10 protein-coding genes are annotated in these 12,400 nt (G+C 68.5%); 7 read left to right on the top strand and 3 right to left on the bottom strand.

Features of this window, described 5'->3' with window-relative positions; all coding sequences use genetic code 11:
- The 4 genes from RU01_RS16755 to RU01_RS16740 all read left to right on the top strand — a co-directional run.
- The coding region (locus tag RU01_RS16755) for an SDR family NAD(P)-dependent oxidoreductase (RefSeq protein WP_042575710.1) at positions 1-577 on the top strand (577 nt) is incomplete at its 5' end.
- Positions 574-1,791 (top strand): bifunctional cobalt-precorrin-7 (C(5))-methyltransferase/cobalt-precorrin-6B (C(15))-methyltransferase, encoded by a 1,218-nt coding sequence (locus RU01_RS16750; RefSeq protein ID WP_042575721.1) that lies wholly within the window; start codon positions 574-576, stop codon positions 1,789-1,791. The genes RU01_RS16755 and RU01_RS16750, both read left to right, overlap by 4 nt.
- Positions 1,792-2,541 carry a precorrin-4 C(11)-methyltransferase gene (gene cobM, locus RU01_RS16745; RefSeq protein ID WP_042575709.1) on the top strand — a complete coding sequence of 250 codons (750 nt, stop codon included), beginning with the start codon at positions 1,792-1,794 and terminating at the stop codon, positions 2,539-2,541.
- Between the two features lie 28 nt (positions 2,542-2,569).
- Positions 2,570-3,358 (top strand): cobalt-precorrin-6A reductase, encoded by a 789-nt coding sequence (locus RU01_RS16740; protein WP_042575708.1) that lies wholly within the window; start codon positions 2,570-2,572, stop codon positions 3,356-3,358.
- Here the strand turns inward: RU01_RS16740 and cobJ are convergent.
- From cobJ to cobG, 3 genes are read right to left on the bottom strand one after another with little or no spacing between them, the layout of a single operon-like run.
- Positions 3,296-4,813, bottom strand: a complete 1,518-nt coding sequence (cobJ, locus tag RU01_RS16735) for a precorrin-3B C(17)-methyltransferase (RefSeq protein ID WP_042575707.1) — start codon at positions 4,811-4,813, stop codon at positions 3,296-3,298. The genes RU01_RS16740 and cobJ overlap by 63 nt on opposite strands.
- Complete coding sequence (locus RU01_RS16730) at positions 4,810-5,436, bottom strand: precorrin-8X methylmutase (RefSeq protein ID WP_042575706.1); 627 nt, start codon at positions 5,434-5,436, stop codon at positions 4,810-4,812. The genes cobJ and RU01_RS16730 overlap by 4 nt, the downstream gene beginning before the upstream one ends.
- 16 nt (positions 5,437-5,452) lie before the next feature.
- Complete coding sequence (cobG, locus tag RU01_RS16725; RefSeq protein ID WP_042575705.1) at positions 5,453-6,595, bottom strand: precorrin-3B synthase; 1,143 nt, start codon at positions 6,593-6,595, stop codon at positions 5,453-5,455.
- 163 nt (positions 6,596-6,758) lie between these two features.
- On the opposite strand from cobG, the gene cobN reads away from it, so the two are divergent.
- From cobN to RU01_RS16710, 3 genes are all read left to right on the top strand, one after another.
- Positions 6,759-10,367, top strand: coding sequence for a cobaltochelatase subunit CobN (gene cobN / locus RU01_RS16720; RefSeq protein ID WP_042575704.1), 3,609 nt, complete (start codon positions 6,759-6,761; stop codon positions 10,365-10,367).
- 18 nt (positions 10,368-10,385) lie between these two features.
- Positions 10,386-10,766, top strand: coding sequence for a PPOX class F420-dependent oxidoreductase (locus tag RU01_RS16715; protein WP_042575703.1), 381 nt, complete (start codon positions 10,386-10,388; stop codon positions 10,764-10,766).
- 224 nt (positions 10,767-10,990) lie between these two features.
- Positions 10,991-12,397 (top strand): HNH endonuclease signature motif containing protein, encoded by a 1,407-nt coding sequence (locus tag RU01_RS16710; RefSeq protein ID WP_156148963.1) that lies wholly within the window; start codon positions 10,991-10,993, stop codon positions 12,395-12,397.
- Positions 12,398-12,400 lie beyond the last annotated feature (3 nt).

Raw genomic sequence — 12,400 nt, 5'->3', positions numbered from 1 at the left:
GACCACCGAGTTCGACGCCGACCGGGTCGACACCCACGAGCAGTTCGTGGCGGACGTCGTCCGCGAGCACGGACCGCTCGACACGGCGGTACTGGCCTTCGGCATCCTCGGCGACCAGACACGAGCAGAGACGGACGCTGCCCATGCCGTCGCCGTCGTGCACACCGATTACGTCGCCCAGGTCAGCATGCTGACGAATCTCGCGACGGTCATGCGAGCCCGCGGATCGGGCCGGCTGGTCGTGTTCTCCTCGGTTGCCGGAGCGCGGGTGCGCCGAGCGAACTACGTCTACGGGTCGGCGAAGGCCGGACTCGACGGGTTCGCATCCGGACTGGCAGATGCCTTGCACGGCAGTGGGGTCCGTCTGATCCTGGCGCGGCCGGGCTTCGTCGTCGGGCGGATGACCGAGGGCATGTCCCCGGCCCCGATGTCCAGCACGCCGGGGCAGGTGGCCGACGCGGTCGTGTCCGCCCTGGCGTCGCGCAAGGACGTGGTGTGGATTCCCGGCCGACTGCGGCCCGTGTTCTTCGTCATGCGTCTCCTGCCCCGTGCCGTGTGGCGCCGGATGCCACGATGACGACCGACGTGATCGATGTCGTCGGCATCGGCGCGGACGGGTGGAACGGCCTGGCTCCCGCGTCCCGCAACGCCGTCGACACCGCGGACGTGGTGTTCGGCTCCGCACGCCAACTGGAGGCACTCGGATCACTCGATGCGCAGCGGGTCGCCTGGCCGACTCCCTTGATCCCCGCGATGCAGGAACTCCTCGCGGTGCACTCCGGCCGACGCCGGTGCGTACTCGCCAGCGGCGACCCGATGTTCCACGGAATCGGCGTGACGCTCGTCCGGCTACTGGGTGCCGACGCCGTCCGCGTCTTCCCGCACCCCTCGTCGGCGTCGCTGGCCTGCGCACGCCTGGGATGGGCGCTGCACGATGTCGAAGTCGTGTCGGTCGTGGCCCGACCCGTCGAGTCGGTCCTGCCCGCGTTGACGGACGGCCGACGAGTGCTGGTGCTCAGCGAAGGCGCCGAGACCGTCGGATCGCTGTCGAAGCTGTTGACGGACAACGGTTTCGCCGAGTCGACGATGATGGTCCTCGAGCAGCTGGGGGGACCGGAGGAGCAGGTGCGCACCGCACCGGTCGATACCTGGCGGGGCGCGTCCGACGTGGACCCGCTGAACGTGATCGGTCTCGACGTGCGTCACGCCGGTCCACGCCTGACCCGTGTCGCCGGATTGAGCGACGCTGCCTACATCGGCGACGGTCAGCTGACCAAGAGTGAGGTACGTGCTCTGACGATCAGTGCCCTCGCCCCCGCGCCGGGGGAGCGCTTGTGGGATGTGGGCGGGGGATCGGGAAGCATCGCGATCGAGTGGATGCGGACGCATCCGAGTTGCCGGGCCGACGCCTTCGAGAGGGTGGAGAGTCGCTCCGAGACCATCCGCACCAATGCTGTCGCGCTCGGAGTGCCGGCACTGACCGTGCGCGGACCCGCACCCGACAGTTTCGCCGACGCCCCGCGGCCCGACGCCGTGTTCGTCGGCGGCGGAGTCACGCAACCGGGAATGCTGGACGCGTGCTGGGACGCGCTGGGGCACGGTGGCAGGCTCGTCGCGAATTCCGTCACTGCCGAGTCGGAAGCGCTGCTGCTGCAGTGGTACTCACGTCACGGCGGATCCCTCCGACGACTGCAGGTCCATCGAGGAGAACCCCTCGGCGGATTCACCGGATGGCGTCCCCAGATGCCCGTCACTCAATGGATCGTCCGCAAGACCCGGCAGGAGAACTAGGTGACCGTCAGATTCCTCGGTGCGGGACCCGGCGCTGCCGATCTCGTCACCGTGCGGGCCGCTCGCATCATCGCGACCAGCCCCGTGTGCTTGTACGCCGGTTCGCTGGTGCCTCGCGAACTGCTGGACACGTGCCCACCCGATGCGCGCGTCGTCGACACCGCCCGGATGACCCTCGATGCCATCGTCGACGAGTTGATCACCGCCACTCGCGCGGGACTCGATGTCGCGCGCGTCCACTCGGGTGATCCGTCGTTGTACAGCGCGGTAGCCGAGCAGGCCCGGAGGCTCGACGCCGCCGGAGTCGACTACGAGATCGTTCCCGGTGTCCCGGCCTTCGCCGCCGCGGCTGCCGCGCTCGGGCGTGAACTCACGGTGCCCGGGATCTCGCAGAGTGTCGTCCTGACACGCATCTCCACCCTGTCGACGGCCATGCCCGACGGTGAGGACCTTCCCACCCTGGCGCAGAGCGGGGCAACGTTGGTGATCCACCTGGGCGCTCGGCAGATCCACACCATCGTCGAGCAGTTGAGCCCTCAATACGGATCCGATTGCCCCGCAGCGGTAGTCGCGTTCGCGAGCCGAGCCGACGAGGTCATCGTGCGCGGTACCCTGGCCGACATCGCCGACGCGACGGTGGCCGCCGGAATCGTCAAGACTGCTGTCGTCGTCGTCGGGCGAGTCCTGTCCGCGGAAGGCTTCCCGGACAGCTTCCTGTACTCGGCTGCCCGCAGACGGCTGGATCACTAGGGTCGTCGCTGCCGGTAAGGTCGCCCGAATGCATGTTCTGGTTCTCGGTGGCACATCCGAAGCACGTCAACTGGCCGCGCGGCTCGACGGAGTACACGGAACGACCGTGACGTCATCGCTGGCGGGCCGCGTCGCCGATCCCGTCCTCCCCGTCGGCGAGGTACGTGTCGGCGGCTTCGGCGGCGTCGACGGACTGACCACCTGGTTGACGGAGAACGAGATCACGCACGTCGTCGATGCGACTCATCCGTACTCGGTGACGATGACGGAGCACGCCGTGCAGGCGTGCGCGAACGCGGGACTTCCTCTCGTGGTGCTGCACCGAGCGCCGTGGCGGCCGTTGGCCGAGGATTCGTGGATCACGGTTCCCTCCATGCAGGCCGCAGCGGATGCCCTCACGGAGCGGCCCGCCCTTACCCGAATCCTGCTGACCATCGGACGCCAAGGCGTGCACTACTTCGCACATCTGACGGACCAGCACTTCATCGTGCGGTGCATCGACGCACCCGAGGGCGAGGTGCCGGAGCATTCGAGCATCCTCGAGGCACGCGGGCCGTTCGATCTGGCGGGCGAGCGCGAACTGCTCGACGAGCACCGCATCGAGGCTCTGGTCAGCAAGAACAGCGGCGGAAAGCTGACCTCCGCCAAGCTTCAAGCCGCTCGCGAGCGCGGAATCCCGGTGATCATGGTGGATCGTCCCCCGGTGCCCGAGGGCGTCGACGTCGTGTCGACGGTCGACGCGTGCGCCACCTGGCTACGGACGCGACGCGACGCCGGCAGTGGACGTGACGGTCAGGTCGCTCCCGTAACGCCGTGAGGTGAACACCCGAGGACCGTCGGGAGTGTGATCGACCGTGGTGGTCGACGCACCGACGATGAGAAGGCACCGCATGTCGATGCTCGACGCGTCGAGATCGCCGAGACGCACGACGGTGACCGACTCCTCGGGCCCTGAGACGTCGCGACCGATCACGACGGGGGTGTCGGGTCCGCGGTGCTCGAGCACCATCGTCTTGAGGGCCTCGACCTGCCAGGTCCGGGTGCGCGACGCCGGGTTGTAGACGGCGAAGGCCATGTCGGCGGCCGCCACTGCGTGAATGCGCCGCTCGACGACGTCCCACGGCTTCAGGCGGTCGGAGAGTGAGATGACGGCGTAGTCGTGGCCCAGGGGAGCGCCCACCCGGCTGGCGACGGCGTTGGCGGCGGTGACACCGGGGCACACGCGCACCGGGACCGACCGCCAGCGCTCCTGAGCCGCGACTTCGAGGACGGCCGACGCCATTGCGAAGACTCCCGGATCTCCCGAGGAGACCACCACGACCCGTGCACCGCGCGATGCCAGATCGAGCGCCATCTCGGCACGCTCGGACTCCACCTTGTTGTCGCTGGCGTGCCGACGCTGTCCGGGACGCGTCGGAACGCGGTCGATGTACGTCGTGTAGCCGACCAGATCGGTGGCGTGCGCCAACTCCTCGCGCACCTCCGGCGTGGTCCATGCGTCGGCACCCGGGCCCAGTCCGACGACGACGACCTCACCCGACGGTGCCGGGTCGCGGACGACGTACGACGGACTCGAGACGACGGCGATGGAGAAGTAGGGAACATCGGTGGCGTCCTCGGCAGCAAGCACCCGCTCGCCGACGGTGCTCGCGCGCTCGACGTACCGGGCCTCGGCGAGCTTCCCGCTGTCGCGAAGCGCCTCGCGCACAGCGGGATACGTACGACCCAGTTTCAGGATCGCCGCCGAGTCGGTGTCCCGCAGTCGCCTGGTGAGCTCGGCCTGCGGAAGCGTGCCGGGAAGGATGGTGAGGACTTCCTCGCCCTCGACCAGCGGCTCACCAACGGCCGCGGACGCGGCGCTCACCGACGTCACGCCGGGAATGACCTCGGTCTCGAATCGGTGCGCCAACCGGACGTGCATGTGCTGGTACGAGCTGTAGAACATGGGGTCGCCGGCAGCCAGCAGAGCCACCGAGCGGCCCGCCTCGAGGTGAGCCGCCAGACGTTCGGAGGCCTCGACGTAGAAGTCTGCGAGCGCTCCGTCGTATCCGCCGGGGTGGTCGGTGCCCTCGGTAGTCACGGGGTAGACGAGGTGCTCCTCGATCTGCCCCTCGCGCAGGTACGGCTCGGCGGTACGCCGCGAGATGCTCTTGCCGTGGCGGGCGCTGTGGAACGCGACGACATCGGCGTCGGAAATGACCCGGGCAGCTTTGACCGTGACCAGTTCGGGGTCACCGGGACCGATACCGACGCCCCAGAGTTTTCCGGTCATTCCTTCTCCGTCGCAATCGCATTGACGGCAGCAGCGGCGATGGCACTGCCACCTCGACGACCGAGGACCAGGAGGTGATCGAGTCCCAGACCCGACGCCACCAGATCGTCCTTCGACTCTGCGGCGCCGATGAATCCGACCGGACCACCGAGAATCGCGGACGGGCGCGGCGCCCCGTCCTTGATCAGCTCCATCAGACGGAACAGCGCTGTCGGCGCGTTCCCGATGGCGACGACGGCGCCGTCGAGATGGTCCACCCACAAGTCGACGGCCGCGGCCGTGCGGGTGGTGCCACGGTCACGTGCCATCTCGGGAACGTGGGGTGCGTTCAGGGTGCAGATGACCTCGTTGTCCGCCGGGAGCCGTCGGCGCGTGATGCCCGACGCGACCATGGTGGCGTCGCAGAGGATGGGGGCGCCCGCACGTAGCGCAGCACGGCCCTTTGCCACGACATCGGCGGTCGACGCGATGGACTGCGCCAGATTCACTTCTCCGCACGCGTGGATCATGCGCACGACGACCTGCGCCACATCGTCGGAGAACGCCGACAGGTCGGCTTCCGCTCGGATGGTCGCGAAGGAGCGCCGGTAGATCTCGTCGCCGTCGCGAATGTAGTCGTGCATGGCTCCACGATAGGGGTCACGACGGTGGGACTCGCTCGTACCCCTCGTCGGTCGCAACCACGTCGGTGACCTCGCCGCGGGGTCGGCCGCACCGGCGCTCACACCCCACCCAGTGCTCCCGGCCGTCTCCCACCTCGCCGTTCTCCACGGCGGCGTCGAGATCGGCGCGCACATCGGAGTGCGACTTCGCGCAGCCGGGCGACCCGACGCACGAGCTCGCCCGCACCCACGGCGATTCCGCGTCGAAGATCAGACCCATCGGGGCCAGCACGCGCACGACCTGCTCGGCGACGCCCTCGTCGAGATCGACGAGCACGATCCCGCGCCACGGCGTGACGTGGATGGGCTTCTCGACGGCCGCGAGGAAGAGGGCGGTGCGGGCCGGCAACACACCGTGAGCGAGGGCGGCACCGAGCGCGACGGTGGCGTCGTCCTGCACGAACCAACCGATCGGCGGCTCGACCGACGTCTCGACGGCGACCCGCGGGTCGTCGCCGACAGCGTGATCGACGTGACCGAGCACGGCCTCCACGCCGTTCGGCATCTCCGCGATGCGCCAGTGTCCCAGCCGCTCGCGGCGGAATCCGCGCGCTGCATCGAGCATCACCGCGACCGCGTCCGCACGCCGCACCCGGACGCCGCTGTCGGCGCCCGCGAGGATGAGAGCGAAGGAATCTTCGCCGACGGCGTGGACACCGATGTCGGCGCCGAAACCCGTCACGTCGCCGCGACCGTCGTCGAGGGAGAACAGCACCCGGCCCGGCAGTTCCGCCAGCTCGGGGTCACTCGTGAGCGAGGTGTCCAACGACGACACGAGACCGCGGACGTCGGCCGTTCCGCCGAGCCGACCCGACAACGGTGAGGCCAGGATGTTGCGCACCCGCTCGTGGGTCTCCGACGGCAGCAGGCCCGCGGCCGCCAGACGGTCGGCCAGGTCGTCGGGATCGCGTACCGCGCGGAGCTGGATGTTGCCCCGGGAGGTGAGCACCAGTTCGCCGTCGGACAGGTCCGTCGACGCCGCCGCGAGCACGCCCATCTGCTCGGGGGTGAGCACACCGCCGGGCAGACGCACCCGCGCCAGCAGACCGTCCTTCGCCTCGTGCAGCTGGAGAGCCCCGGGGCAGGCGTCCCGCCTGCTCCTGTCCCCGACATCACTCATGCAGTCCAGGCTACGACGTACGATCACTGCGAAGCACCCCGGAAGCCGGTGAGACTCCGGCGCGGTCGCGCCACTGTGACTCCAGCATTCCTGGAGAAGTCAGACCTGGGGTGCACACTGACGCCGACGGGGCGCGAAAACCCCAGGGAAAGGCTCCACCACCGTGATTCTGCTGCTCTCGACATCCGACACCGACCTGCTGAGCGCGCGTGCGTCCGGCGCCGAGTATCGCTGGGCCAATCCGTCCCGCATCCTCGTCGACGCCGACCTACCGACGCTGATGGACGGCGTCGACCTGGTGATCGTGCGCATCCTCGGTGGGCGTCGGATGTGGGAGAGCGGTATCGACGCCGTACTCGGCGGTCCGGTACCCGTGGTCATGCTGGGCGGCGAGCAGGCCCCCGATGCCGAGTTGATGGAACTGTCGACGGTTCCCGCCAATGTGGCAGCGCAGGCGCACCAGTACCTGGCCGAGGGTGGCGCGGACAACCTCCGCGAGCTGTCGTGGTTCCTGTCGGACACCGTTCTGCTCACCGGTCACGGTTTCGAGCCGCCCGCCCATCTCCCCACCTGGGGTGTGCTCCGCACCCGTGCGAGCACGGCGTCGTCGGAACCGACGATCGCCGTCCTGTACTACCGAGCCCAGCACCTCGCGGGCAACGTCGACTACATCCACGCGCTCTGCGACGCCATCGAGGCGAAGGGCGCCCGTGCGCTTCCGATCTACTGTGCGTCGCTGCGCAGCGCGGAGCCGGAACTGCTCGAGGCACTGCGCGAGGCCGACTCCATGATCGTGACCGTTCTCGCGGCCGGTGGTACTCGCCCGGCCAACGTGGGCGCCGGCGGGGACGACGAGGCATGGGACGTCGCGGAACTCGCTGCGCTCGACGTGCCGATCCTTCAGGGCCTGTGCCTCACCAGCTCCCGGTCGACGTGGGAGTCGAACGACGACGGGATGTCACCCCTGGATGTCGCGACCCAGGTCGCGGTGCCCGAGTTCGACGGTCGCATCATCACGGTGCCGTTCTCGTTCAAGGAGATCGACGCCGACGGCCTCAGCACGTACGTACCCGACCACGAGCGCTGTGCGCGTGTCGCCGGCATCGCGGTCCGGCATGCTCGACTGCGCCGAATTCCCGCAGCCGACAAGCGCATTGCGCTGATGCTGTCGGCGTACCCCACCAAGCACGCGCGCATCGGCAACGCCGTCGGCCTGGACACGCCGGCATCGGCGATCAGGCTGCTGACACAGATGCGCGAGCACGGGTACGACATCGGCCCCGTCGACGGTGACGACGCGGTTCCGGGCCTGGCGGCACAGGACGGTGACGCCCTGATCCACGCGCTGATCGCCGCGGGTGGTCAGGATGCGGACTGGCTCACCGCCGAACAACTCGAGGGCAACCCGATCCGCATTTCGGCTGCGCGCTACCGCCGGTGGTTCGACACGCTGCCGGAGGATCTCCGGTCCGGGGTGACCGAGCACTGGGGCGAGGCGCCGGGCGAGCTGTACGTCGACCGCTCGGCCGACCCCGAGGGCGAAATCGTCATCGCTGCTCTGCGATTCGAGAACGTCGTGCTGATGGTGCAGCCCCCACGCGGGTTCGGTGAGAACCCGGTGGCGATCTACCACGACCCGGACCTGCCGCCCAGCCATCACTATCTCGCCGCCTACCGCTGGCTCGCCGCCCCCGAGGAGGACGGTGGGTTCGCCGCCGACGCCGTCGTGCACCTGGGCAAGCACGGCAACCTCGAATGGTTGCCCGGCAAGACTCTCGGCATGTCCGCCTCGTGCGGCACGGATGCTGCGCTGGGCGATCTGCCGCTCATCTACCCGTTCCTGGTCAACGATCCGGGGGAGGGGACGCAGGCCAAGCGGCGCGCGCACGCGACTCTCGTCGACCATCTGATTCCTCCGATGGCGAGGGCCGAGAGCTACGGCGACATCACCCGCCTCGAGCAGTTGCTGGACGAGCACTCCAACATCTCGACCCTCGACCCGGCGAAGCTGCCGGCGATCCGTCAGCAGATCTGGACGCTGATGACGGCGGCGCAGATGCACAAGGATCTGGGGCTCGAAGAACGTCCGGACGAAGAGGTGTTCGACGACATGCTTCTGCATGTCGACGGATGGCTGTGCGAGATCAAGGACGTCCAGATCCGTGACGGCCTGCACATCCTGGGGGAGTCACCGCGCGGTGAGGCCGAAGTCGATCTGGTCCTCGCCATGTTGCGAGCCCGGCAGATATGGGGCGGCGAACGCACCGTTCCGGGTCTTCGTGAAGCGTTGGGACTCAGCGAGGACGGCGACGAGGCCCGCACGTCCGTGGACGCCGTCGAGGAACAGGCTCGAGGTCTGGTCGCGGCGCTGCATCGCGCCGACTGGTCTGTCGATGCCGTCGACGAGATCACTCACGGACTGCCTGACACGGTGGGGGACATCCTCCGGTTCGCTGCCACCGAGGTTGTGCCGCGACTGCGCGGCACCGACCAGGAAGTGCAGCGCGTTCTCCATGCTCTGAACGGTGGCTTCATTCCGGCCGGCCCCAGCGGATCACCGCTCCGTGGCCTCATCAACGTGCTGCCCACCGGCCGCAACTTCTACTCCGTCGACCCGAAGGCCGTGCCGTCGCGGCTGGCGTGGGAGACCGGCCAGGCGATGGCCGAGTCGCTGGTCGCCCGCTACCTGGCCGATCACGACGAGTACCCCCGATCCGTCGGTCTCTCGGTCTGGGGAACCAGCGCGATGCGCACCTCCGGCGACGACATCGCCGAGGTGTTCGCCCTGCTCGGAGTCCTGCCGGTATGGGACGAAGCGTCACGACGCGTCACCCACCTCGAGCCGATTCCTCTCGAAGAGCTCGGGCGTCCCCGCATCGACGTCACGGTGCGCATCAGCGGATTCTTCCGGGACGCGTTCCCCCACGTGCTGGCCATGATGGACGACGCGGTGCGCATGGTCGCCGGCCTGGACGAGACCGACGAGCAGAACTACGTGCGCGCGCACGCACAGGCAGATCTCGCGGAGCACGGCGACGACCGCCGCGCCACCACCCGCATCTTCGGCTCGAAGCCCGGTACCTACGGCGCCGGATTGCTGCAGTTGATCGACAGCAAGAGCTGGCGCAGCGACGAGGATCTGGCGCAGGTCTATACGACCTGGGGCGGCTTCGCGTACGGCCGTGGGCTCAACGGTGTGCCGGCGTCCGACGACATGCGGTCCTCGTACCGCCGCATCGCGGTGGCGGCGAAGAACACCGATACCCGCGAACACGACATCGCCGACTCGGACGACTACTTCCAGTATCACGGCGGCATGGTCGCAACCGTGCGTGCTCTCACCGGCACCGCACCGGAGGCGTACATCGGCGACAGCACTCGGCCCGAGTCCGTGCGCACCCGAACGCTGCACGAAGAGACCTCGAGGGTGTTCCGCGCTCGCGTCGTCAACCCGCGCTGGATGGACGCGATGCGGCGGCACGGCTACAAGGGCGCGTTCGAGATGGCGGCGACGGTCGACTATCTGTTCGGGTACGACGCCACCACCGGCGTCGTGCAGGACTGGATGTACGAGAAGCTCACGCAGGAATACGTCCTCGACGAGACCAACCGCAAGTTCATGTCCACGTCCAATCCCTGGGCACTGCATGGCATTTCGGAGCGTCTCCTCGAGGCGGTGGAGCGCGGGATGTGGGCAGAGCCTGATCCGGCGCTGTTGGCGGAGCTCCGATCGGTGTACCTCGAGACGGAAGGCGAGCTCGAGGGCGAGTGACGGCTTAGGCTGGCGGGCATGACCAATCCGTTCGGTGATGTCGGCACCGCGAAGTACGTTCTTCTGACCACGTTCACCAAGGACGGCACCCCGAAGCCGACACCCATCTGGGCGGCCCTCGACGGGGATCGGCTCCTCATGTGGACTCAGCGGGAGTCGTGGAAGGTCAAGCGGATCCGCAACACTCCCCGCGTCACGGTGGCCACCTGCGATCGCAGCGGAAAGAATGTAGGCCCCGCCATGGAGGCCGTCGCCGAGGTGCTCGACGACGCGGGTACCGCCCGCACACGCGACGTGGTGATCGAGAAGTACGGCATCACCGGACGCATCGCCGTCACGATGAGCTCCCTGTTCAAGGGCAAGAACAGCACTGTCGGTCTGGCGCTCCGCGTCGCCTGACACCCGCAGCAGCTGTCGAGTAGACCTCACCGGACGTCTGCCGGTTCCCGCGGACACTCCATGTTCCCGGAGGAGTTGCAGCATCAGCGAGAACATGGAACGTCCGCGAGAAGCTGAAGGCCCTCGATTCGAACATGTGTTCGAGTTTCTTTCGGTGGGGTGGGTTACTGTGTGGTCAGGTCGTCGGGGGGCGACCTGATCGGGCATCACCGGGGGGTGAATTCGTGTACGACGCAACAGTTTCCGTCGATGTATTGGTGTCGGCGAAGGTCGACGCCCAAGCCTCGTTCGCCCGTACCGTCGCCGCGTCGTGCTCCTACATCCACGAGGAATCCCGGCGCCCCGCGGTGCTCGGGCCGGGTGGGGTGTTCGACGCCGATGCCGCCGAGGCGTGCGCGGTCGCCGAAGTCGCGTCGGCGCTGTCGGTGTCCACCGGGACGGTCACCGAGTGGCTGTTCCTGACCCGTACCGCCCGGCCGGCGGTGCAGGAAGCGTTCGATGCGGGCCGGTTGGCGTACACAGCGTTCCGCACGGTCTGCCGATCACTTGCCGGGGTCCCGAACGCCACCGAAGCATTACTGCAGCGGGTGATCGCTGCCGCATCGAGGTGCACCCCGGGTGCGGTCGCGTCGGCGATCGACCGGATCCTCGCCGACTTCAACGCGGAGTGGCACCGGGTTGTCCGGGAGCGGGCGGCGCTGGAGCGGGCGGCGACGGTGCGGAAGCTGCCTCGCGGTCAGGCGGAGGTGATAATCCGTGGTCCGGCGGAGAAGGTCGCCGGAATGTGGCGGAACATCACTGCTGCTGCGCGGGGAGTGACCGATCCGACGTCGCTGCCGGCGCGGCTGTTCGACGCCGCGCACGCACTCTTGACCGGAACCGTCTCGGGTACGCCGGCCAACCATGCCGTCATCGTTCTCGACGCCGCCACCGCAGCCGGGTTGGCGGGCGAACCCGGCCACCTGGTCGGCTGGGGATCGGTCCCTGCCGATGTGGCCCGCAAGATTGCTGGGGATGCGACGTGGCAAGGGCTCCTCACCGCCGCGAGAGTTCCTGAACCGCGGGCGGGATGCAGTTGCCCATGCCCGCAGCATGACGCACCGATAGACACCGAACCACCCGACCCGCCGGGGCCGATCCAAGAGCGAGAAGTTCGCCGCACCCGCCGCATGCCAGCAGGCTGGACACCGACTACGGGGAAACTGGGAAGCACGAAAGCCAGGAAGGTCAGGGAGCAGGTCGAGTACCTCCGCACGCTCCCACCGTCAGCGTTGGACCGTGCCGTCGAGAATCCTGACGGTCACGGGGGTTTCGTCGTGCCTCCGGACGGGGCACTGGTCTACCGGCCGTCGGAGGCGGTCGCGGCGCTGGTGACTGCGCTGTATTCGACGTGCGTACATCCGGGGTGCGCCGTGCCCAGCGAGGACTGCGACCTCGACCACGTCGTCCCGTTCGACCACACCGACCCACAGAGGGGCGGCTGGACCGTCACGGGCAACCTCGAACCCTTGTGCCGCCGGCACCATGGGCTGAAAACTCGGAGACAGTGGCACTACCGCATGCTCCGCGACGGCATCGTCCACATCCGCGACTCCCACGGCAACGACTACCTCACCGCACCCGGCGAATGAACC

Source organism: Rhodococcus sp. MEB064 (assembly GCF_000834565.1).
Lineage (GTDB): Bacteria > Actinomycetota > Actinomycetes > Mycobacteriales > Mycobacteriaceae > Rhodococcoides.
This window is presented reverse-complemented; position numbering and strand designations above follow the sequence as displayed.

Excerpts from the sequence above, each read along its gene's own strand:
- RU01_RS16750 (WP_042575721.1), top strand. The coding sequence starts at position 574 with ATGACGACCGACGTGATCGATGTCGTCGGCATCGGCGCGGACGGGTGG.
- RU01_RS16740 (WP_042575708.1), top strand. The coding sequence starts at position 2,570 with ATGCATGTTCTGGTTCTCGGTGGCACATCCGAAGCACGTCAACTGGCC.
- cobJ (WP_042575707.1), bottom strand. The coding sequence starts at position 4,813 with ATGACCGGAAAACTCTGGGGCGTCGGTATCGGTCCCGGTGACCCCGAA.
- RU01_RS16730 (WP_042575706.1), bottom strand. The coding sequence starts at position 5,436 with ATGCACGACTACATTCGCGACGGCGACGAGATCTACCGGCGCTCCTTC.
- cobG (WP_042575705.1), bottom strand. The coding sequence starts at position 6,595 with ATGAGTGATGTCGGGGACAGGAGCAGGCGGGACGCCTGCCCCGGGGCT.
- RU01_RS16715 (WP_042575703.1), top strand. The coding sequence starts at position 10,386 with ATGACCAATCCGTTCGGTGATGTCGGCACCGCGAAGTACGTTCTTCTG.